Annotated in this window: 20 protein-coding genes and 2 pseudogenes; 18 read left to right on the top strand and 4 right to left on the bottom strand. The window is 52.9% G+C overall.

Annotation, left to right across the window (positions count from 1 at the left end; translation table 11 throughout):
* Positions 1 to 24 precede the first annotated feature (24 nt).
* Together VRC33_RS16200 and VRC33_RS16195 are read left to right on the top strand one after the other, a co-directional pair.
* Positions 25 to 732: a hypothetical protein gene (locus VRC33_RS16200; RefSeq protein ID WP_338564525.1), complete on the top strand. Its 708-nt coding sequence runs from the start codon at positions 25 to 27 to the stop codon at positions 730 to 732.
* Positions 733 to 981: 249 nt separating this feature from the next.
* Positions 982 to 1,269 (top strand): hypothetical protein, encoded by a 288-nt coding sequence (locus VRC33_RS16195; RefSeq protein WP_338557338.1) that lies wholly within the window; start codon positions 982 to 984, stop codon positions 1,267 to 1,269.
* A gap of 119 nt (positions 1,270 to 1,388) precedes the next feature.
* Here VRC33_RS16195 and VRC33_RS16190 read toward each other — a convergent pair whose 3' ends face one another.
* A complete protein-coding gene (locus VRC33_RS16190) occupies positions 1,389 to 1,538 on the bottom strand; it encodes a hypothetical protein (protein ID WP_338557336.1) in 150 nt (49 codons plus the stop codon).
* 295 nt (positions 1,539 to 1,833) lie between these two features.
* On the opposite strand from VRC33_RS16190, the gene VRC33_RS16185 reads away from it, so the two are divergent.
* Positions 1,834 to 2,724: an SMP-30/gluconolactonase/LRE family protein gene (locus VRC33_RS16185; protein WP_338557334.1), complete on the top strand. Its 891-nt coding sequence runs from the start codon at positions 1,834 to 1,836 to the stop codon at positions 2,722 to 2,724.
* Positions 2,725 to 2,933: 209 nt separating this feature from the next.
* On the opposite strand, the pseudogene VRC33_RS16180 reads toward VRC33_RS16185, so the two are convergent.
* Positions 2,934 to 4,158 (bottom strand): annotated as a pseudogene (locus VRC33_RS16180) (MFS transporter).
* A gap of 337 nt (positions 4,159 to 4,495) precedes the next feature.
* Between VRC33_RS16180 and VRC33_RS16175 the strand changes: the two are divergent.
* A complete protein-coding gene (locus tag VRC33_RS16175; RefSeq protein ID WP_338557333.1) occupies positions 4,496 to 6,430 on the top strand; it encodes a methyl-accepting chemotaxis protein in 1,935 nt (644 codons plus the stop codon).
* Between the two features lie 72 nt (positions 6,431 to 6,502).
* Here the strand turns inward: VRC33_RS16175 and VRC33_RS16170 are convergent, their stop codons facing one another.
* Positions 6,503 to 6,715: a hypothetical protein gene (locus tag VRC33_RS16170; protein WP_338557332.1), complete on the bottom strand. Its 213-nt coding sequence runs from the start codon at positions 6,713 to 6,715 to the stop codon at positions 6,503 to 6,505.
* Positions 6,716 to 6,911: 196 nt separating this feature from the next.
* Entirely contained in the window at positions 6,912 to 7,235 is a 324-nt protein-coding gene (locus VRC33_RS16165) for a hypothetical protein (RefSeq protein ID WP_338557331.1), read from the bottom strand.
* A gap of 194 nt (positions 7,236 to 7,429) precedes the next feature.
* On the opposite strand from VRC33_RS16165, the gene VRC33_RS16160 reads away from it, so the two are divergent.
* The 14 genes and pseudogenes from VRC33_RS16160 to vgrG all read left to right on the top strand — a co-directional run bounded on the left by VRC33_RS16160 (position 7,430) and on the right by vgrG (position 22,454).
* A complete protein-coding gene (locus tag VRC33_RS16160) occupies positions 7,430 to 7,771 on the top strand; it encodes a hypothetical protein (RefSeq protein ID WP_338557330.1) in 342 nt (113 codons plus the stop codon).
* Positions 7,772 to 7,804: 33 nt separating this feature from the next.
* Positions 7,805 to 8,104, top strand: coding sequence for a hypothetical protein (locus VRC33_RS16155; RefSeq protein WP_338557329.1), 300 nt, complete (start codon positions 7,805 to 7,807; stop codon positions 8,102 to 8,104).
* 274 nt (positions 8,105 to 8,378) lie between these two features.
* A complete protein-coding gene (locus VRC33_RS16150; RefSeq protein WP_338557328.1) occupies positions 8,379 to 8,543 on the top strand; it encodes a hypothetical protein in 165 nt (54 codons plus the stop codon).
* A gap of 254 nt (positions 8,544 to 8,797) precedes the next feature.
* Positions 8,798 to 8,929, top strand: a pseudogene (locus VRC33_RS16145) (peptidoglycan-binding protein); the annotation flags it as partial.
* Between the two features lie 571 nt (positions 8,930 to 9,500).
* Complete coding sequence (gene tssB, locus VRC33_RS16140; protein WP_338557327.1) at positions 9,501 to 9,998, top strand: type VI secretion system contractile sheath small subunit; 498 nt, start codon at positions 9,501 to 9,503, stop codon at positions 9,996 to 9,998.
* A 33-nt stretch (positions 9,999 to 10,031) separates the two neighbouring features.
* Complete coding sequence (gene tssC, locus VRC33_RS16135) at positions 10,032 to 11,579, top strand: type VI secretion system contractile sheath large subunit (RefSeq protein ID WP_338557326.1); 1,548 nt, start codon at positions 10,032 to 10,034, stop codon at positions 11,577 to 11,579.
* A gap of 18 nt (positions 11,580 to 11,597) precedes the next feature.
* Positions 11,598 to 12,935: a type VI secretion system baseplate subunit TssK gene (tssK, locus tag VRC33_RS16130; RefSeq protein ID WP_338557325.1), complete on the top strand. Its 1,338-nt coding sequence runs from the start codon at positions 11,598 to 11,600 to the stop codon at positions 12,933 to 12,935.
* A complete protein-coding gene (gene tssL, locus VRC33_RS16125; protein ID WP_338557324.1) occupies positions 12,932 to 13,585 on the top strand; it encodes a type VI secretion system protein TssL, short form in 654 nt (217 codons plus the stop codon). The genes tssK and tssL overlap by 4 nt, the downstream gene beginning before the upstream one ends.
* 3 nt (positions 13,586 to 13,588) lie before the next feature.
* Positions 13,589 to 15,310 carry an OmpA family protein gene (locus VRC33_RS16120; RefSeq protein ID WP_338557322.1) on the top strand — a complete coding sequence of 574 codons (1,722 nt, stop codon included), beginning with the start codon at positions 13,589 to 13,591 and terminating at the stop codon, positions 15,308 to 15,310.
* 3 nt (positions 15,311 to 15,313) lie between these two features.
* Positions 15,314 to 15,805 carry a type VI secretion system effector Hcp gene (gene hcp, locus VRC33_RS16115; protein WP_338557320.1) on the top strand — a complete coding sequence of 164 codons (492 nt, stop codon included), beginning with the start codon at positions 15,314 to 15,316 and terminating at the stop codon, positions 15,803 to 15,805.
* A gap of 172 nt (positions 15,806 to 15,977) precedes the next feature.
* Positions 15,978 to 18,617: a type VI secretion system ATPase TssH gene (gene tssH / locus VRC33_RS16110; RefSeq protein ID WP_338557319.1), complete on the top strand. Its 2,640-nt coding sequence runs from the start codon at positions 15,978 to 15,980 to the stop codon at positions 18,615 to 18,617.
* Positions 18,610 to 19,164: a type IV secretion protein Rhs gene (locus VRC33_RS16105; protein ID WP_338557318.1), complete on the top strand. Its 555-nt coding sequence runs from the start codon at positions 18,610 to 18,612 to the stop codon at positions 19,162 to 19,164. Before tssH ends, VRC33_RS16105 begins: the two co-directional genes overlap by 8 nt.
* Positions 19,165 to 19,238: 74 nt before the next feature.
* Positions 19,239 to 19,610 carry a putative T6SS immunity periplasmic lipoprotein gene (locus VRC33_RS16100; RefSeq protein ID WP_338576774.1) on the top strand — a complete coding sequence of 124 codons (372 nt, stop codon included), beginning with the start codon at positions 19,239 to 19,241 and terminating at the stop codon, positions 19,608 to 19,610.
* 303 nt (positions 19,611 to 19,913) lie between these two features.
* Positions 19,914 to 22,454 (top strand): type VI secretion system tip protein VgrG, encoded by a 2,541-nt coding sequence (vgrG, locus tag VRC33_RS16095; RefSeq protein ID WP_338557316.1) that lies wholly within the window; start codon positions 19,914 to 19,916, stop codon positions 22,452 to 22,454.

Here is a 22,454-nt window from a genome sequence, read left to right as displayed (position 1 = left end):
GGCAAGATCGGTAACGGAACGGCTGTGCTTGCCAGTTTTGTCCTGATTGCTGCCGGTAATTTCTACTACTTTGGCTATGTGGCTCCCCTGCAACAGCAGCAGGCCCGCCTGGCAGAGGCGGAACAAAGGCTGGCTACGATGCCCGTCTACCGCACCATCAAAATTCAGCAGCCGGTACTCTATCAGAAGCTTCATCAGGAATTTATGCATGCGCTGGAGCAGGGCAGCAATGAGTCTCAGGCTCTGGAGCATCTGCGCCCGATGCTGGCCGATCTGCTTAATCAGCGTATCAGCCGGGCAGGTAATCAGCAGCTACATGACTACATGGCCGTGGCGCTGGAAGAGATGAAAGTGTTGAGGCAAAAAGACGCTGAGCTCTGTTTCAGATACCTGTTTCCACAGATTGAAGGCGGCGTGAATACCGCAGAATTTCTGCCCAGGGCGTTGACCGACAGAGAGATGGCCACGCTGGATGACTTTCTGCTGCACAGCCATGGAGCGGAGCAGCCGGTGAATGTGGCTAAAGGGCGGGAAGAGTTACAGGCCATTGTGCGAACGTTGTATGGCAAGTGGGGGAGCGCCCTGCAGACGCTGAATGCCCCGACAGAACCGGATGCCGATAAAGGCAAACTGTGCGATATGACGATTGACCTGTATCAGTCCGTTCTGGCACTCCCGGTTAATAATTCGGCGGAAGTCCTGCGTATAATTCTTGACGGTAATGCCAGTTAAGGCAAAAAAAAGCCCGCTCGCCGCGGGCATAACATATTGTTATTCTAAGTAATACAGGTGTTGGCAGACATCAAATGGTGTCCGGGTTGATCATCGCACCCCTTTACAATTAGTGCCAGAAGGCTTTCCTAATCGAATCAATTGGTAAAAGAGTGCAATTGCCGGGTAAATAAAGTGCAAATGCAGGCTTTTCCGATGGTGATGGAAAGCCGGGCTGGTATTATGCCGCACCAACGGAAGGAGCTAAAAATGAACAAAATTGTCACTGGCGCACTATTTGTCGCCCTGTTTGCCCTGGCTGGATGTACTTCCAGTAAGCCCGGAGCCTATGAAAAAATTGATGAGGATCCTGCGGTCAATGCTGTGCAGTATCGCTTCAATCCCACTACCGTAAATAGAACCGCGCTGGATGAGGATGTGGAACATTACTGTTCAGAGCGTGGGTTTGATAAAGTTGAGCCTATTAAACCGCAGGAGAGCCGGCTGCCGGGATTAATGAAGGCCTGGTATCAGTGCAACTACAGCATTAAAAGCTAAATGAAAAAAGGGCGGAGAAAAATTCCCGCCCAATATTTTTCACTATTTTCTTTTTTTATTGCCGTGTGCAGGCTTTGCCCGCTTGAGGGTAAATAATTTTACCCTCTTATAATTCTTAGTTACCAGCCTCTGTGGTGGCCACGATCGTGGTGACCGCCGCCATGATAGCCGCCGCCGTGATGTCCCCCACGATAGCCGTCATGTACTATACAGCCATTCAGCATCAACATCACGCCCAGAACCGTTATTACTTTCATCATTGTTTTCATTATGAATACTCCTTCACTTTTCCTTGAAGACAACTTTACGGGATAAAAGTGGAGGAATGATGCCACTATTGTAGAGTTATTTAGGCAAATATTTCAAAATAATTCCATCACATAAAGCATGGCATCTGTAAAATAATCATAAATAAGATAAGCCCTAAAAAAAGCTTTTCGTTCAGGAATGCTCTCAATTTAATCTTTGAGCATCATAACCTTAATAAGAATCAATTTCACCTTAATGCTCGCTCAGCCCGGATTATGCAGTAGACTTAAGGCAAACCCCTATTAAGGAAATACTATGCGATATCAGGTTGAAAACGTACTGTCAGCTCAGGCAGAACTGGGAGAATGCCCGGTGTGGTCGGTCAGCGAACAGGTACTCTATTTTGTGGATATTCTCGCGCCAGCGCTGCACCGTTTTAATCCGCAAACGGGGGAACACCGTGTCTTTCCCGTAGCTGAACATATCGGTTGTTATGGCCTGAATGCTCAGGGCGGGTTTATCGCTGCACTGCGTAGCGGAGTCTGTATGCTGGACAATCAGGGGCAGATCGTTGAACGCATCGCACCGAATCCGGGCGAGGCCGAACTCAGCCGTTTCAATGACGGACGTGTGGACCGGCACGGCCGCTTCTGGTGTGGTTCCTTATGGGAGCCACAGGACCGCAACGGCGGACTGCTCTGCCGCGTTGATGAACATCTGAACCTTACCGTGCAGGCCGATGACATCAAGATTTCAAACGGCCTGGCGTTCTCGCCGGACAACCGCTGGATGTATCAGACCGACACCCCTAATGGCCTTCTCTGGCGCTATCCCATGGATGAACAGGGCGAAATCGGTCCCCGTGAAGTGCTGCAGAGGTTTGTACAGGAAGAGGGCGGGTTACCGGATGGCGCAGCGGTAGACAGTGAAGGGTTCTACTGGGCAGCCATGTTTGATGGTTCGCGAATTATTCGCCTCGATCCTTCTGACGGCCGGATAGTTGATGAAATCCCGCTACCGGTGCGCTGGCCGACGATGGTGGCTTTTGGCGGTGAAGATCTGAAAACACTTTATATCACCAGCTCACGCGAAGACCGCACGCCAGAGGAACTGGCGCAGTATCCGCAGTCAGGGGATCTCTTTGCAGTAAGAGTAGAGGTGGCGGGAATTGCCGAACCGCTGTTTCAGGCAGTCGCTGGCCGGTAAAAAAAGGGCGGGAATTCTCCCGCCCTACAGACTGCTAACAAGACCTGAAGCGATGGGAGCCTGGGCCTTGAACAAAGCATCACGGGCCCTGGACGGCCCGTGATGCGCTGCTACACGGAGGGCGGTTTTTGCGTCTTTGTGAGAGGCATAGGCTCCCTGAGCCTGCACTTTGTCAATACCCTCAGGGCGGCTCAACCCTGGCTTTTTTATCAGGCGTGCTGCAATCTTTTCTCTTCTTCCAGCGGACGATGCGGTAACCGGATAGTGGCTGACATAATCAGTGAAATTACCAGCAGCGCCATAATCAGGCTGAAGGTAATGGTGAAGCCACCAAACAGTGATGCAATCAGCGACCCCATCACGCTGCCAATACCAAAGCCGAGATAAATCAGGCCGTAGTTTTTGGTGAGATTGTTCAGCCCGAAGAAATCGCTGACCAGTGAAGGGTAGACGGTGATGGTGCCGCCGAAGCTGAAGGCAACGCAGGCAATGGAGATAAAGAAGGTGGTTTCATTCATATGGGTAAACAGCAGGATGCTCATCCCGACCAGTGAGACAACCTGAGCCAGAGTAATCACCCGGATACGGGCCATTTTATCGGACATCACGCCCAGGATGAGGCGACCACTCAGGTTAGCGATGGCAATGATTGTCACGGCATTGGCGGCCGTCTGGGTCGACAGGTTTACCAGGCCTTCACCGATATCTTTTGCCACGCCAATCACATACAGGCCGCTCATACAGGCGGTCAGGAACATCAGGGCCAGCATCCAGTATTGTGGCATGCGCACCGCTTCAGCCAGCGAGAAATCCCGCGTTGCAGTTTTGCTTGTCCCGGCATTCGCCTGCCGGACTGGCGCTTCCTTCATAAACAGCGCTCCGGTGATGATCATCACCATCGCCAGCCCCCCAAATCATAAAGGTATTTTCCAGGCTGTAGACGCTCAACAGGTAGCCGCAAATAAACTTGAAGCCCAGGCTGCCCAGACCATAAGCCCCAATTGCGCAGGCTGAGATTAATCCTTTGCGCTCCGGGAACCACTTCACGCAGTTAGACAGCGTCATCAGATAACCTGCCCCATCCGCCAGACCTACCAGCACCCCGGCACTCAGATAAAGCATAAAGAGATTGCTGGAGTGAGCGGTCAGATAGAAGCCGATCGCCATCAGCACGCCTGCACCGATAGTGACATTACGGACACCAAACTTTTCCTGCAGTTTGCCAGCCAACGAAGAGGCAACGGCCAGCCCCAGGCTCAGTAAACCAAAGGAGAAGGCGACCTGGCCGATCGGAGCATCCAGCTTATGCGATAACTGCCCGTTGAACAGGCTCCAGGTATAGACGGAACCCAGCGCAAACTGAGTAATGATGGTACCAAAGAGGGTTAACCAGCGGGTACGGTTAACGCTTTTGTTGGCGGGTTGTGTGCTCATCAGAAGCTCCCGGGGGAAAGTTAAGAAATTAAGCACATCATAAAACGGGTCTTTCGCGCGCGGGGAGATAAGGGCATGAACTGCCGTCAGTGCGGAATGAAATGCCTGTCAGGGGGTATGAATGGCGGCAACGGCTGGAGAAAAAACAGTCCTCAGGGCGATTTCATATCCACGGAATATCACACCTCTCTGCCACGACTCCTGCCTCCGGCTAAGGTTTCCCTGTACCAGGTCGATAACACTTACAGATGATGGTTAACAATCATCGGGTGTCATTTCTTACCCCTGATTATCTCTGCAATTACTACCGCCTGTTTCATATATGAAGGAATTCACTATGCCGGGGATCCCAGTTCGTCTGTCAGGGAAATTGACGCTAGGTGGCATTTCGATGCTGCTGCTTATTACATTAATTGTCTGGCTCGCGATCTCTTTGCGTGGTCAACCCAGGGTTATCGAAGCCAGTAACAGCCTGATCCAGCAAACCGGGGAGAATATCGTCGGTCAGCTTAATCAACAACTTACACGTATTGAAGGGGAAGTGGTGAGCATGGCCCGCCTGGCCGAAGTGCTGCCTCATCAGGACGATCTGTTTAAAAGCGTGCTGCCGCAGATTATCGACAGCAAAGGTGACAAAAGTATTGCAGGCGGTGGCATCTGGCCGGAACCGAATGCCTTTACAGAGGGGGTGGCTCGCCGCAGCTTCTTCTGGTCACGCGGCGCCAGTGGTTCACTGGACTACTCTGATGGCTATAATGATGCCAACGGGGCGGGGTATCACAATGAAAGCTGGTATACCTCCAGTAAAGAGGCTTCCCGCAGCAAATGTAGCTGGTCAGAAGTTTACCAGGATCCTGTTTCTAACGTGAATATGGTGACCTGTAGCGTGCCTTATACCCAGGGTGACAAGTTTGCGGGCGTGGCCACCTTTGATGTTCTGCTGGATAACCTTTCCGGCTTTATGGTGAAGAATGGCAACCTGACCGGAGGTTACGCCTTTGCGCTGGACCAGGCTGGCAACGTGCTCTATTTCCCGGGCAGTAAAGATAAAACCCTGAAGAAATTCACCGCACTGGCGGCTGAGCAGAAGTGGCTTGAACCGGTGGCAAAGGGGATTGCTGCCGCCTCAACGCAGCCGGGGAGCGTCACGCTGAACGATGTGCAGGATGAGTATCTGCATACTGCTGCTCAGGTAACATTGTTCGAAATGCCGGATACTGGCTGGGTGATTGGCCTGGTCACACCGCAAGCCAGAGTAACCGCGCTGGCCAGTAATATCATGCAGGATATTTTTGTGGTACTGATCCCGGCACTGTTAATCCTGTTGTCAGGCGCCTGGCTCTTTACCCGAAGTATGACGGCGCGTCTGGAATCCACCCGTGCGGCGCTGGATGAGATAGCCAATGGCGATGGCGACCTGACCCGTCGACTGGATGCTACAGGCAAAGATGAGATCTCTGACATTGCAGTGTCGTTTAATCAGTTTGTCGACAAGATTGCCGGTGTTATCACCAGCGTTCAGGCCAGCGGCGTGAACGTCGCGGCTAACGCTTCCTACCTCGCGGAAGGCAATCAGGCATTGTCTGCAAAAATAGGCGATCAGGCTGCGGCGCTGGAACAGAGTGCCGCCGCTATGGAGCAGTTAAACGCCACCGTGCAGCAGAATGCGGAAAATACTCGCCTTGCCGATGCCTTTACCGAGCAGACGGCACAGATTGCCCGAAGCAGCAGTGAAGTAATGCATAAGGTGATTGATACCATGGCGACAATCAAAACCTCATCAAGCCGTGTGGGCGAGATCCTCAGCGTGATTGATGGTATCGCCTTCCAGACCAATATCCTTGCGCTTAACGCCGCAGTTGAAGCGGCAAGAGCGGGTGAGCAGGGACGCGGCTTCGCGGTGGTGGCTTCTGAAGTGCGGGCGCTGGCACAGCGCAGCGCCAATGCGGCCCAGGAGATCAAAACCCTGATTAGCCAGTCTGATACTACCGTTCTGGCCGGCAGCAAGCTGGTGGAAGGGGCGGGTGAACAGCTGGAAAGTCTGGTGAATGACGTGCTGAAAGTGAAGCAGGTTGTTGGTGAGATTCGGGTCGCCGGTGATGAGCAGAGTAAAGGCATTGGTGAAGTGACGCTGGCGGTTTCGCAGATGGAACGCAGTATTCAGCAAAACCTGTTGCTGGTAAACCAGACCGCTGAAAATACCCAGGCTCTGCGTGCGGAAGCTTCGCAGCTGGCTAAGGATATCTCTTCGTTCAAGGTGGCTGCTTCTTAAAGAAGCCGCCTCTGAATCATCGGGGGACAGCCGAAAAATAAACAAGGGGACAGCTGGCTGTCCCCTTTGTTTTTACTGCTTCACGTAACTGCGGATGGCGTCGGCAATCGCCTTATTGGCGTGACGGTCATCGCGGTGCTCGGCATCATCGGCCACTTTCAGCAGATATTTATTCAGTTTTCCGCCGGTAGGTACGTTGCCGTAAGCAATCAGCATCTGCACGATATGCCTCAGGGCAAGCACTTCCACGGTGAGACGCTCAACAATAGGATCTTTTTCTGACATCGGGTACTCCAACCTGCTCTTAATTGACCTTTCGCCAGCATAGCGACAAGGGCAAAAATCAATCAGCGGAATACAACCCTCTTAGGGCGGTAAATCACCAGCCGGACTGCTCACGACCGGCCGCGACCCCAGGAAGGATGCCGTTTGGTTCTACCGGAGGAGTCATCAGATGGGCAGCTTGAGTCCGCCAGCAACCTCAGGAAAGATGCAGTACGGCTCCGGGCATCTTCAGCAGAGTAAATAATTCTGTGGAAGGGCTGGCGGTCAGATCTTTATGCAGGCAGGGATTGTGGTAATCGATCCGGACGATCTTTTTTAACTGGTGCCAGACCATAATGGCTGAGAGGGCCAGCGAGCAGGTCTCATCACTTTGCTGGCAGAGCAGGGTGTAATGCCACTCTTCATCCAGCTCATTGCAGAAAAATTGCAACGACTCTGACGGAAGCAGCGCCTTGAGATCCGCCAGCAAAACATCACTGACGGGATGCGTCATACGCAGTGTAAAGATGGCTGATATCAAATCTTTCTCCTTGTTTTGATTAACCCCGGTCTTCACTTGTGTGGAACTTATCCCGCTGAATCATACCAGCCTGGCTATCGATATGCTTACCCTGCATACTCAGTAAACAGGTAAAGCCTGAGCCATCAGGAACGGTTTTTACCCCTTTACAGATTTATTTATCGTTCTCTTTCAACCCTGAACAGGTTTCCATCATGATGAGAAAAATTTTGGCGTTATCAGCAATGATGGCAGTGACCACGCCGGTTCTGGCCGCTGTGCAATGTGGCCCTTTCCATCTGGAAAAACACCAGGATGGCACGCTCTATGTTAATGAAGCCAGACCCAAAACGCAGAAAGTCACTTTTACCGGTAAAAAAGGCGATTACGATAATGTGAAGTACCATCTGGTGGTGAAAAATACCCGAGCGCCAGGAATGCTGGCCATGGATAACCTCTATCAGGACGGCAAAGCCAGTTTAAAGGTTGAAGTTGTCCGGACTTCCGCCAGCCAGATTCGGTTATCCGGTTCTTATGATTGCGATAAAGTGGATTAATGCGTCACGGCCCCCCAGCTCAGGTGTTTATAAATGAAAAGTAAAATGATGTTATCTGCAGGCCTGCTGCTGATCCTTGCGGGCTGCACCTCCTCCTCAGGCGAGAACTTTGATGATGCCAGCCTGGCAAAAATCCATTACGGCCAGACCACCCGACAGCAACTGATCTCACTGTTTGGCCAACCCACTACTGAAACCCCCTATCCGGAAGGCCATCTTCTGATGATGTGGAGCTACAGCCAGGCCAATGCACTTAGCACCACCGAAGGGAAAACTCTGACGGTGCAACTGGATGACAACAAAGTGAAAAGTTATACCCTGAATAAAACCTGAGACTAGGGTAATACCCCGCCATCCTGCTCGCTATCGCGCTGATCATCTGGCGCTGGCGACAAAAAAAACGGCTTGGGCTTAAAACGACTAATCCTGCTTAGCAGGTCAGCAGGTCAGCAGGTCAGCAGGTCAGCAGGTCAGCAGGTCAGCAGGTCAGCAAAACTGCTGATTAAACTATCAGATTATCTTTACATCAGTAGTGTGAAGCTGAGCATCTTTTAAACATTTCCAGCTTCTATCCTTAGTGGACCCACATGGGTGAATGGAGGTGCATATGTCTGAACGTCCTGATGACCTGGAACCACTCCCTGATGATGCAGAATTTCCCGAAAGTGAAGATGACGATGAGGATGTCAATGATTTGCCTTTAGGTTCTGATGAGGATGCAATTCCCCTCGATGAAGACGAAGATGAAGATGATATAGACAGGCCTCTCTGATCCACAGCAAGCTAAACATTGTTCTAACCGCCTACGGGCGGTTTTTTTCTGTCCGCTAATAATTTTGTCAGTGAGTTAATTTTAAGCTGGGCCAGCTAAACAGTGTCCCTGATCCAGACTGGTAGCCTGATGAGCAGTAAGGAGCAGAATAGCAATCTTGTCCATTTTATTTGTAGGTGTATTATTCGCTGTGAATGAGCACAGTTTAAGCATTGAAAAGGAATGATTCATATGAAAGGAAGCTCTTACCTCATGAAGGACAGATAACCTTTGATGCCTAAGGATCGGAATATATCACCGCCGTCGAACCTTTCCGGCAGCACCGGCACCCCCATTTTTCCCGCATTCTGCACTGGCCTGAAGGGTTATCCGGTGTCACGCTGGGCAGTTTGTCAGGGTATACGGACCCCCTTGTGGAAGAAATCACCCATCAGCATAAAAATAAAAACAGTGTTTCTGAGATCAATCGCTATCTTTGTGTTTACCCATTCGTGGATAAATTCTCATTTTACAAAAAATTAAAAAAATAATATTTTCTATACAACCTGTCGCGTTTTGGATGATTTTTAGCTTTAAGTCAAATTGATGATTCCAGGTACACCCCTATCCCATAAGGCCTGTGTGGTTTTTTAGGAAAAGTTCTTAAAAATCATATCTGTGATGCATTTTTGTTAAATTTGCCTATTGTAATATTAAGTTACATATTACCATTTCCAATGGCCTGCCTGAGGTTTCTACACTGCGCCCACAGGCACTTATCCGAAATTTCTAACTTCGGAAAAATGCCCGAAAAAAGTGTCAGTCGGCTGGTGAAGGGAATGTGCTCGCTTTTGACTCCGGTATTTCAATTCACATTGGATGATGTGAACAGGAAAGTTTTTCTGGCAGGGTAAGCCGTTCTTATTAATTTCTCACTGGCATTGACCGTTTCTATTACTCCATAGAACAGGGACAGCCATGTCTAATTCTTATCAGTCCGAAATTCCCAAGGCCCGTATTAATCTAAAATTAGATCTACATACGGGGGGAGCTACCAAGAAAACCGAGCTTCCCCTGAAACTGATGGTGGCGGGCAATTACAGCAACGGGGCCGAACAGCGTCCTGTGTCAGAGCGTGAGCCAGTCAGCGTCAATAAAAATAATTTTGATGCAGTGTTAGCCGAATTTTCTCCCTCCGTAAACCTGTCCGTCGAAAATACCCTGGCCGGCGACGGCAGTGCAGACAATATCAATCTGACATTCCAGAGCATGAAAGATTTTTCGCCAGAACAAGTGGCGGCCAGCATACCGCAACTGAAGGCGATGCTCGCCATGCGTAACCTGCTCCGTGACCTCAAGGCCAACCTTCTGGACAACCAGACCTTCCGTAAATCGCTGGAACACATTTTGCTCGATTCGGCATTAAGCGCAGAACTCAGAGCCGAATTGTCAGCTCTGGCTCCTAAACAGCCATAACGGTCACGATGATTTAACGGATTAATAAGGAAGATGTTGATGTCTGTAAAAAATGAGAATGCCGCGGGTGGCGAGAGTGTGGTGCTTGAACGTCCTGCAGCAGGTGGAGTTTACGCGTCCCTGTTTAAAAAAATCAATCTGAACCCGGTGTCTGAGCTGAGCGCACTGGATATCTGGCAGGACGCGCAGGCGATGTCAGATGCGACCGCTGATGAACGTTTAACTGCCGGGATGCAGGTATTTCTGGAATGCCTGACCAAATCGGATTCTAAAGTCGAAAAACTCGATAAGACGCTGATTGACCATCATATCGCTGAACTGGACTACCAGATTAGTCGCCAACTGGATGCGGTGATGCACCATGAGGAGTTTCAGGCGGTAGAGAGTTTGTGGTGTGGGCTGAAGTCGCTGGTTGATAAAACCGATTTCCGTCAGAACGTCAAAATCGAGTTGCTTGACCTGTCGAAGGACGACCTACGTCAGGATTTTGAAGACGCGCCGGAGATTATTCAGAGCGGATTATACCAGCATACGTACACGGCAGAATACGATTCTCCGGGTGGAGAGCCGATTGCCGCGCTCATTTCCGCTTACGAGTTTGATGCCTCTGCGCAGGATGTTGCCCTGCTGCGTAATATTTCAAAAGTGTCTGCCGCAGCGCACATGCCGTTTATCGGCTCAGCAGGCCCGAAATTCTTCCTGAAAGAGAGCATGGAGGATGTGGCGGCCATCAAAGATATCGGCAACTATTTCGATCGTGCTGAATATATCAAGTGGAAATCCTTCCGTGAAACGGACGACTCCCGTTATATCGGTCTGGTCATGCCGCGCGTACTGGGCCGCCTGCCGTATGGCCCGGACACCGTGCCGGTGCGCAGCTTCAACTATGTCGAAGAAGTTAAAGGCCCGGATCACGATAAATACCTGTGGACTAACGCGTCCTTTGCCTTTGCGGCCAATATGGTGCGCAGCTTCATCAACAACGGCTGGTGCGTACAAATCCGTGGCCCGCAGGCCGGCGGTGCCGTTCAGGACCTGCCTATCCATTTGTACGACCTCGGCACCGGTAATCAGGTGAAGATCCCGTCTGAGGTGATGATCCCCGAAACCCGCGAGTTTGAATTTGCCAATCTGGGCTTTATTCCACTGTCGTACTACAAGAATCGTGACTTTGCAGCGTTCTTCAGCGCTAACTCTACCCAGAAACCGGCGATTTACGACACCGCCGATGCCACTGCTAACAGCCGTATCAACTCACGTCTACCTTACATCTTCCTGCTGTCACGTATTGCCCATTACCTGAAGCTTATACAGCGTGAAAATATCGGGACCACTAAAGACCGTCGTTTGCTCGAGCTCGAGCTCAACACCTGGGTGCGCGGTCTGGTGACAGAAATGACCGATCCGGGCGATGAACTGCAGGCGTCACACCCGCTTCGCGATGCGAAAGTGATTGTGGAAGATATCGAAGACAACCCGGGCTTCTTCCGCGTGAAACTCTATGCCGTGCCGCACTTCCAGGTGGAAGGGATGGACGTCAACCTGTCACTGGTTTCCCAGATGCCGAAAGCCAAATCCTAAGGCGAGGGGAAATCAGGGATGAAAATTTTTCGCCCACTTTGGGAAGACGGCGCCGCGCTGGCCCCGCAACAGTTTCAGCAGCAGGTCCGTTGGGGAGAACATCTGACCAGTACGCTTGCCGGGATGGGGGTTGCACATACCTGGGGGCTTGCGGTCGCCGAGTTTGATGATGCGGCGCTTGCGCTGTCCCGCCTGAATGCAACTCGCCTGGTCGTGTGTTTTCAGGATGGCACGCTGGTCGATACCGATCTCGCCGATACCCTCCCGCCAGTCTGTGACCTGTCATCGGCATCAGGCAATGATGCCGTGGAGGTGATGGTGGCGCTCCCGCTGCTGAATGCCGGCGGGGGAAATCTGGATAATGGTCAGGACAACGAACGGCCACGGCGCTGGAAAATGGAGAGAGTGACCGTACAGGAGCTGGCGGGTCATGAAAGCGGTGAGCTTGCCATCCTGCGTCACGCCATCACACTGCGCCTGTCCACGCAGGAGAATACCGCTTATCTGACCTGTCCGGTTGCCCGTCTGGTACGTAATGCCCAGGGCCAGTGGAGCCGCGATGCATCATTTATTCCGCCGATGCTCGCAGTGTCTGCCAGCCCGCTTCTGGTCAAGGAAACCGCTGACCTGCTGGTTCGTTTGCAGGCCCGGCGGCGCCGTCTGATGGCGATGCGTCGTGAAAGCAATGAGCGGATGGCTGATTTTGCCGTCGCGGATGTGTCCCTTTTTTGGCTGCTTAACGCCCTGAACAGCGCCGAACCTGTGCTAACAGAACTGTTGCTGACACCTTCCCGACATCCGGAACTGCTGTACCGCGAACTGGCACGTCTTGCTGGCAGTCTGATGACGTTCTCACTGGAACATGATGCCGCTGATATTCCTGTTTACCGGCATGAAGCGCCGGAGCAGGTATTCCCGCCGTTGCTGACGCTGCTCGATAAGCTGCTGGAGGCCAGTCTGCCATCACGGGTGGTCAGCATTGCGCTCGAGCATGCCGATCAGATCTGGAAAGGCTCTCTGCACGATGCGCGTCTGCGCGAAGGGGCGGATTTCTATCTCTCAGTGCGTTCCTCCATGCCAAACCATGAGCTGCAAATTAAATTTCCTCAGCTCTGTAAGGCGGGCAGCTTTGACGATGTCTCAGACGTGGTGAACGTTGCGTTAAGTGGCATGGTCATTAAACCGCTGACCCATGTGCCTGCAGCGATCCCGTTGCGTCTGGAGAACCAGTATTTTTCACTGGATCTGAGTTCAGATGCCGCACGGGAGATGCTGGAAATGGGCAACTGTACGTTCTACACCCCACGTTCACTGGGAGAGGTGAAACTTGAACTCTTTGCGGTGCTGCGGACATGAATAAAGCCGAAACCAGCAATATCGAACGTATCTTTTATCCCGGCTGGCTGATGGCAAGCCAGCTACGGGGCGGCCAGGAAGTCCGGGACGGGAAAGGGCTTTATCGTCGTGCCTGTCGTCTGGTGCAGGATGCACGTTCCGCACTGACCGGGGCGGGTTACAGTGATACCAGCCGTGATCACATGGTGTACGCCCTGTGTGCATTGCTGGATGAGAGTGTGATGAACCGGGGAAGCACAGATGATGGTTATCTGACCTGGCGTCGTGATCCGTTGCAGGCGCATTTTTTTGGCACCCTGAATGCCGGTGAGGAGCTTTGGGAGCGCATCCGCAACCTGTTGAAAGAAACTGCTCCGGATCCTGCGGTGCTGACCTGTCTGTATCGTACCCTGCAACTGGGGTTTGTGGGCCAGTACCGCGCACAGGATGATGAGCGCCGCGAGGATGTGGTCAGGACGCTGGGAGAAAGAGTGCCCGCGTTTCAGCTCGCTCAGGAGGCATCGGTTATCGCGAGGGCATCACGCCTGCGCAGTGGCCGACGCGGGTACTGGTTATCCTGGATTGCCGGTGCTGCGGTGCTGGTGGTTCTGTGGTTCTTCCTTTCATCTTCCCTCACCGACCTGGTGAGCCAGATCGTCAGGCCGGAGTAAGCCATGCGTGATGTTTACCGGAGTCTGTTAACGGCTTTCGGGGCGCTTCTGGCGCTGTGGCTCATCCTGGGGTTCTGGCCGTTGTCGGTAACCAGTTGTGTCGTGCTCTGCCTGCTGATTGTCCTGGTGTCTGTTTTTTTACTCTGGCGGCAGTGGCGGGTAGTGCATGCGCGTACCGAAGCCGTCAGAGAGATAGTGGATGACAGCCTGCCGCCGGAGGATTTTCAGGGAGCCCTCATTCTGGTCTGTGGCGATAACACCGCTCTGTTCCCACCACAAACCCGCCATCGTGAAACCCGCCAGGGCTGGTATCTGTGGGTGAAAGATGCAGAGCAGCTGCCGTTACTGGTGCAATTCCTGGGGCAGGTGCGTCCGGCGCTGGTCTCTCAGCTCTCGGTGTTGCTGGCGGTTTTACCTGAGTCCCACACCTCCGCAGACGATTTTACCCAGCGTCTGCGGGGCTGGCAGCGTGGGATCGTACAGTGCCGTTCCACCCCTGGCTGTCTTCTCCCAATGTGGACGGTGACCTGGGTGTCTCCGCCTGCGGCCTGCACGACGGCTGAGCCTGTCTGGTTTACCACGGTCAGCCAGCGTACGGGTATGCAGGTTCACCAGCCTGGGCAGGGTAGCCTGTCACTGGCTGAGTGGGCCTGTGAACCGGATGCAGGTGAACGTCTCTTCCGTCTGAGTCAGGGGCTGTGGCTTGACAGTGTGCTTGCCTGGCAGGATGCCGCGGTCAACAGCCTGTTGTCGGTCCGCCACGGTGAGTTGCCCGAAATGAAACCCTGCGCATTGGGGGTCTGTATGGTGCCGGTGAGGGGTCAGCCAGATAATCTCTGGCAGCAGTATATTGGCTCCGTGACCGCATTGCCGCCTGACGCGGCCTGTACCGATGAGCCCTTACCGCTGCCAGAACTGCTGTTGTCGGCGCTGCCGCGCCGCCGGGGAGTCAGCAGTCGGATGGTATTCTGGCGTTATGCCGGCCTGCTGGGCGGGGTATTTCTGGCCCTGGCGATGCTGGCTTCCTGGGTCAATAACCAGCGCCTCATTCGCAATGTCAGTGACCACCTTGCACAGTATCACCACCTGTCGGGCCAGCCAGCCGCCCCCAGGCTTCGGGCGCAACAGCGCCTCAGGGCCGATGGTGCTCTGCTGGATGACTGGGCGCGCCGGGGTGAACCACTGCGCTACCGGCTGGGGCTTTATCAGGGGCTGCGTCTGGTGCCGCCGGTGGAAGCGGCCGTCAGTGACTGGGCTCCACCTCCGCCACCTCCTCCGGTTATCAAAAAAATCATTCAGGGACCGAAGACCCTTCGCCTCGACAGCATGTCGCTGTTTGATTCCGGAAAATCTGACCTGAAGGCCGGCTCCACGAAAATGCTCATTAATTCTCTTGTTGGCATCAAGGCGAAGCCGGGCTGGCTGATTGTGGTCAGTGGACATACCGACAATACCGGCAACCTGAAACTCAATCAGACGCTCTCCCTGAAACGTGCTGAAGCGGTACGTGACTGGATGAGGGATACCGGTGATGTACCGGAAAGCTGTTTTGCGGTGCAGGGCTATGGCGCAGGCCGCCCGGTCGCAACCAACGATACGCCGGTTGGCCGTGCGCAGAACCGCCGTGTCGAAATCAGTCTGGTACCGCAGGCCGACGCCTGTCAGATACCGGGTAACACTCAGGCGTCATCGGATGATGGCGCAGATACCAATGAAATGGAGTAAATCATGGCAATTCCTGTTTATCTTTGGCTGAAAGACGATGGCGGCGCGGACATTAAAGGGTCTGTGGACGTTCAGGATCGTGAAGGCAGCATCGAACTGGTGGCGCAGGAGCATAACCTGTACATCCCGACCGATAACAACACCGGCAAACTGACCGGCACGCGTATTCACACGCCGTTCAAATTCACCAAGGAAATCGACTCCTCCAGCCCGTATCTGTACAAAGCGGTCACCACCGGTCAGACCCTGAAGTCTGCTGAATTCAAGTGGTACAAAATCGACGACGCCGGTCAGGAAGTAGAGTACTTCAACACCAAACTTGAGAACGTGAAGGTGGTGAAGGTGAACCCGGTGATGCACGACATCAAGGATCCTTCTTTCGAGAAGCATAACCACCTTGAGCAGATTGAACTGCGCTACGAAAAAATCACCTGGACTTACAAAGACGGCAACATCATTCATTCCGATTCCTGGAACGAACGCGCCACCGCGTAAGTCACAAGCGGGCAGAGCTTCTCTGTCCGCTTTTTTTTGCTAAGTATCTGTTATTACGGGCGCTCAGCAAAAACACACACAATCTGCTTGCCCGGCCATATACGCTTTGGTCCCCTTAATGGGAAACAGCGAAGGGCGGTAGCGTGCCCGGAAGCCATCAAGAGAGAGAAAAATGGAAAACCCAGCCATCCTGTTACGTCGTCTGAATCCGTACTGTGCCCGCGCGATGGAAGGGGCAGCCTCGCTCTGTCTGACCCGCGCCCATGCGGAAATTCTTCCGGAGCACTGGCTGCTGAAACTACTGGAGCAGGGCGAAGGTGACCTGACTGTGCTGGCGCGTCGTTACGAGTGGGATATGGACAGCATCTGGCAGGATTTGCTCGGCTGGCTCGATAAACAACCGCGCTCAGTACGCCACCGTCCACAGCTCTCGGAAAACATCCAGATGCTGATGCAGGAAGCCTGGCTGATTGCCTCGCTTACGGGTGAAGAACAGATCCGAAGTCATCATCTGCTGATGGCGCTGGTCGGGAAACAAAACCTGGTGCGCTGTGATGGCCTATGGCCTTTGCTGACACTGGGGCAGAGCCAACTGGAACGCCTGCGTCCGTTACTGGATGCCCAGTCAGACGAACGGCCGGAAGTACAGCAGGAAGCCGAACTGGCGCAGAACCATGGCGGAAAAGTGGAGTTTGTCGGTCGCCCGGTTGGTGCAGAGCTGAAAGAGGGTGAGCTGACCCCGGCGCTGCAGAACGCACTGGATAAATTCACCCTCGACGTCACCGCCAAAGCGAAAGAGGGCAACATCGATCCGGTGTTTGGTCGTGACACGGAAATCCGTCAGATGGTGGACATTCTCTCCCGTCGTCGTAAGAACAACCCGATTCTGGTCGGTGAACCAGGAGTCGGTAAAACGGCACTGGTCGAAGGTCTGGCGTTGCGTATTACTGAAGGTAACGTACCAGAATCTCTCAAGCCTGTTGTTCTGCGCACACTCGACCTCGGTCTGTTACAGGCAGGCGCAGGCGTGAAAGGTGAGTTCGAACAGCGGCTGAAAAACGTTATTGATGCGGTACAGCAGTCACCTGTCCCTATTCTGCTGTTTATCGATGAAGCGCACACTATTATCGGGGCTGGTAACTCTGCGGGCGGCGCAGATGCAGCCAACCTTCTAAAGCCCGCGCTGGCGCGTGGCGAACTGCGCACCATCGCCGCCACCACCTGGAGCGAGTACAAACAGTATTTTGAACGCGATGCGGCACTTGAGCGCCGTTTCCAGATGGTGAAAGTCGACGAACCGGACGACGACACTGCCTGCCTGATGCTGCGCGGTTTAAAATCCCGCTACGCCGAACACCACAGCGTGCACATCACCGACGATGCGGTTCGCGCGGCGGTCACCCTGTCCCGACGCTACCTCACCGGACGCCAGCTGCCGGATAAAGCTGTCGACCTGCTTGATACCGCTGCGGCCCGCGTACGCATGAGCCTCGACACCGTGCCTGAAGCGCTGACCGAGTTTCGGGCGAAACTCACCGCGTTCGATTTTGAAAAACAGGCGCTGCTGGAAGATATCGCGCTGGGCGGCCGCGAGCACGGCGAACGACTGGCGGTCATTGAGCAACAGCAGATTGCGCTGGTTGTTGAGCTGGACGAGCGGGAAACCCAATACGCTCAGGAGCTGGCGCTGACGAGACAGCTGCTGGACGTGCGTCAGGACATCAGCCGTCAGGAGGAGATCGCGGTACTGCAACAGCAACTCTCCAGTCTACAGGGCAACGCGCCGCTGCTGACCGCGGACGTCGATACTCGCACGGTGGCCAACGTGATTGCCGACTGGACCGGCGTACCACTCTCCTCATTAATGAAGGACGAACAGACCGAGTTGCTGAATATAGAAGGTGAAATTGGCAAGCGCGTCGTAGGCCAGGATGTGGCGCTCAACGCCATCGCCCAGCGCCTGCGAGCGGCGAAAACGGGTCTCACCTCCGAGAACGGCCCGCAGGGTGTATTTCTGTTGGTTGGCCCGAGTGGCGTGGGAAAAACCGAAACCGCACTGGCGCTGGCTGATGTGCTGTACGGTGGCGAAAAATCGCTCATCACCATCAACCTGTCCGAGTACCAGGAGCCGCACACCGTATCACAGCTGAAGGGCTCCCCGCCGGGCTATGTCGGCTATGGTCAGGGCGGGATCCTCACCGAAGCTGTGCGCAAGCGCCCGTACAGCGTGGTGCTGCTGGATGAAGTGGAAAAAGCGCACCGTGACGTCATGAACCTGTTCTATCAGGTCTTCGACCGCGGCTTTATGCGTGACGGCGAAGGGCGCGAAATCGACTTCCGCAATACGGTAATTCTGATGACCTCCAATCTTGGTAGCGATCCTCTCATGCAATTGCTGGGTGAGCAGCCGGAGGCCAGCGAAAGCGATTTGCAGGAATTGCTGCGCCCTGTCCTGCGTGACCACTTCCAGCCGGCACTGCTGGCCCGCTTTCAGACCGTGATTTACCGCCCGCTGGCGGAAGCTGCGATGCGTACCATCGTGGAAATGAAACTCAACCAGGTGGGCAAGCGCTTACAACGCCACTACGGCCTGAGCACCCACATTGACGAGAGCCTGTACGACACCCTGACCGCAGCCTGCCTGCTGCCGGATACCGGCGCACGTAACGTCGATAGCCTGCTCAATCAGCAAATCCTGCCAGTACTGAGTCAGCAGTTGCTTACTCACATGGCCGCCAAACAGAAACCACAGTTGTTACGCCTTAGCTGGAGTGAGGAAGAGGGCATAGGGCTGGAGTTTGCACATGACTGAAGAAACTCAGGAACAACTGAAAATTAAAGAAGGCGGACTCAGATTGCTGACGACAGGTGAAATAAAACTGGCGCAATCTGTTTTTTTATCAACTATTGATTATTCGAAGGTATGGATCCACAGAGAAAGTTATCTTCCTTTCAATTTACAGGATAATAATACGGCGATGACACCAAACGGAGAGATTTATTTTCGCGATCAATACAGTGATGATTTCTCCCGGGAAACAGATAATGTTCAGCATATGTTTATCCATGAAATGGGGCATGTCTGGCAACGTGAAAAAGGAATGAATGTACTCTTTAGAGGACTGGTTAGCTGGATGGTAAGTTATCGTTACACGCTTGATGGTCGTTTGTTGAGTGAATATCCGATGGAACAACAGGCACAGATTATTGCAGATGATTTTGTCCTCCAGGTATTTGGATATGATGCATGGAATTATCTTGAAATTAAAAAATACCCCGTTATTACGCTTGATGGCAATACATCGGAATCGTTAATAAGAGAACAATATCGAAATGCATTGCGGGGATTTCCATGGTGAGGAAACTATCGATAATGCTTTTACTCTGTGGGTGCCTGATGATGCTTACAGGATGTCCTGGCCCAGGAGACAGAATGGTACCGGACGAAACCTCGTTAGCCACCTGGAAGGGAGATAAGGTATGTGTTGAGATCAAGGATGCGCAGGATTATCAACCTGTTGCTATTGCCATCAATTTGCGCGGAACACCCTCGAAGGAAAAAAAATATAACTTCTCTCCTAATCTCATCGTGTTAGATGGAGAGCTCTGTATTCCGTCTTCTTATTATGAATTTATAAATGGCAATAAATATGTTGTCGAGTTTATATTGCATTCGACCAGAAGTGATAATAGCTCAAGGGGGTTTGTTGTTGGTGTGGGGGTTAATAATAATCAAGTGTATAATTTCCCTTTGACCGACCGAGAGTTTGCAAGGCCATATGGCTCAATTGAAGTTTCTGAATAGTGTCCAGATATAAAGTAATAAAAGTTTTTGTTTTTATAACTTTATTTATGTCGGGAGTGTCATTTTTTTCGGATGCCTGTTTTTACACATTCGTTAAGCACTTTATCCCCATTAGTGGTGATAGTGAATACGGCATGAGCAATTTTGAAATGACCGTGTTGCTGATTAAAAGCCTCGCCTGCGCCCCCGGAGTTGCAGCCGTAATCACTCTTTTTCGTACTTGCTGAGCACCCTGATTAAGCCTGTTATTTGCCCGTCGGCAAGAAAGTCATGGACAGCAGGTCATCCCTTGGAGTCAATATCATGAGTCTGACAGATACGCTTAAGAACACCCTGTCTGCGCTAACTGAAAGCGGATTGAACCGCTACCGCCTGAATATTCCGTCCTGTACCGCCTCGCTGGATGTGGAGACGTTCAGCGGTAAAGAGTTTATGAGTGAGCTTTATTACTACCAGGTTATTTTTACCAGCAGCGATCAGAATATCAGTTCAGCGCAACTGTTGACCAGGCCTGCCACGCTGACTATGGGAACAGGGCCGCTGATGGGGCAGAACGGGCAGAAAGTGGTGCATGGCGTGGTGACGCATTTTAAGCGTATCAGTGGTTCACGCGACCAGGCGATGTACCAGATTATTATTGAGCCGTTCCTGTCTCTGCTACGCAGGCAATTCCGTACCCACCGCTTTTTTGTCAATAAGTCGGTACCGGAAGTCGTCACTGAAGTATTGCAGGAGCATGGCCTGAAAGGCTGGGAGTATGAGTTTACTCTTAAAGCTGACTATCCAAAGCGTGAACAGATTAACCAGTACAAGGAAAATGACCTCGCCTTCATTGAGCGTCTGCTGGCCGAAGTGGGGATTTTCTACTTCTTTACCCTGCAGCCCGACACCCGGACCGAAGTGGTGCATTTCGCAGACAGGCAGAGTGCATGGACGTTCGGTAAGTCTCTGCCGCTCAGCAGCCCATCGGGAATGAGTGATAATGCAGCGGACTCGGTATGGGGGGTTAACGTCCGACAGAACGTGGTTGAGCGCACTGTCACCGCCAGTGATTACAATCACCGTGAAGCTCAGAATATCCTGACCTCTGTACCGGCGGACATGACCCGTGGCGACGGTGACGGTTTTACCTACGGTGAGGTTTATCATTACCTGCCACGTCATCTTGAGCGTGGCGACAAAATCACGCCTTCAGCGGAAACTGGCAACTTCTGGGCGCGCCTTGAGCATGAACGTTTTCTGTCCGGACAGACGACTATCAGTGGCAGCAGTAATGATGCCCTGCTTTCTCCGGCACAGGTGCTGACCATAAGTGAACTGGCTGTACCGCCGACCCTGCCGTCAGAAACAGAAAACGGCGTTATCATTACCCGCACGGGCTATATCGCCAGCCGCAGGAATGCCCTGGTCGTGATGTGGGAGGCAATGCCTTATTACGAAAATCGCTGTTGGCGCCCGGCGGCTAAAAAGCGTCCGGTGGTCAGCGGTACGCTGATGGCCCGCGTCACCAGCGCCAAAGACAACGACATCTACGCCTGGCAGGATGCTTCTGGCCAGTACCGGGTGAAGTTCGACGCCGACCGGGACGACAAGCGTCAGGGTATGGAAAGTATGCCGGTGCGCTTTGCCAAACCTTACGGCGGAGACAAATACGGCTTCCACTTCCCATTGATACAGGGGACTGAAGTGGCGATTGCCTTCCATGAAGGTGACCCCGACCGGCCGTATATCGCGCACGCGTTGCATGACTCCCGCCACGTTGACCACGTTACCGAACTGAACAGCACACGCAATGTCATGCGCACAGCGGGTCTGAACAAACTGCGGATGGAAGACAAGCGCGGCGAGGAGCACGTTAAGCTCAGTACCGAATACGGAGGCAAGACGCAGCTTAATCTGGGTCACAATGTCGACGCATCCAGAGCGCTGCGTGGTGAAGGTGCTGAACTACGTACTGACAAACACGTCGTGATTCGCGGCGGTGACGGGGTCTTCATCACGGCAGATAAGCAGCCCGCAGCTGGTGACAAAATGCTCTCGATGCAGGAAGCGATCGCTCAGCTGGAAAATGCACTGAGTATTGCCCGCAGCCTGTCTGAAGCGTCAGAAAGTGCACAGGCCCTGCCTGTTGATCTCCAGAGTCAGGTACAACTGACTGACGCACTGAAAGAACTGATCAAACCCGGGATGGTACTGAATGCACCTGAAGGTGTAAGCATCTCCAGTCCTCAGGCTGTCCGGGTCTCCTCCGGCAGCGCCAGTGTGGGCATTATGTCACAGCAAAACACCGACATTGGTGCGCTGAAGCGCTTTACAGTGGCGGCGGGGGAAGCCATCAGTATGCTGGCCCAGAAGGCCGGTATGAAACTCTTTGCCGCAAAAGGGAAGGTGGAAATCCAGGCGCAGGGTGATGCGCTGGAGATGCTGGCCAAACAGGATGTTACCGTGACCAGCACGGAAGGGCGGATGGAACTGACCGCCGCCAAAGATATCGTTCTGAAAAATAACGATGGCTCATTTATCCAGCTACAGGGCAAAAATATCATTCTGGGCTGCGAAGGTAATGTTCTGTGGAAATGTGCCAATGCCCAGAAGATGGGACCTGCCACGTTAAGTTCACCGCCTCATACCTTCCCGAAAGGATATGGCGGTGTTTATACACTGCAAGATAATGAAGGGAAACTCATCCCGAAGACGGAATATAAAGTAACCACTGCCGATGGTCAGATATTTAGCGGTATTTCGGATGAGAATGGAAAAACACTACCTATTTATACTTCAATGCCCGGTAAGCTAAATATTGAAATTCTGGGAACCGGTAACTCATCCACAGGGAATAACTAA

Origin of the sequence: Erwinia sp. E_sp_B01_1, assembly GCF_036865545.1 — a bacterium.
Classification (GTDB): Bacteria; Pseudomonadota; Gammaproteobacteria; order Enterobacterales; family Enterobacteriaceae; genus Erwinia.
The sequence above is the reverse complement of the archived record's forward strand: the minus strand, read 5'-3'. Positions and strand labels throughout refer to the sequence as shown.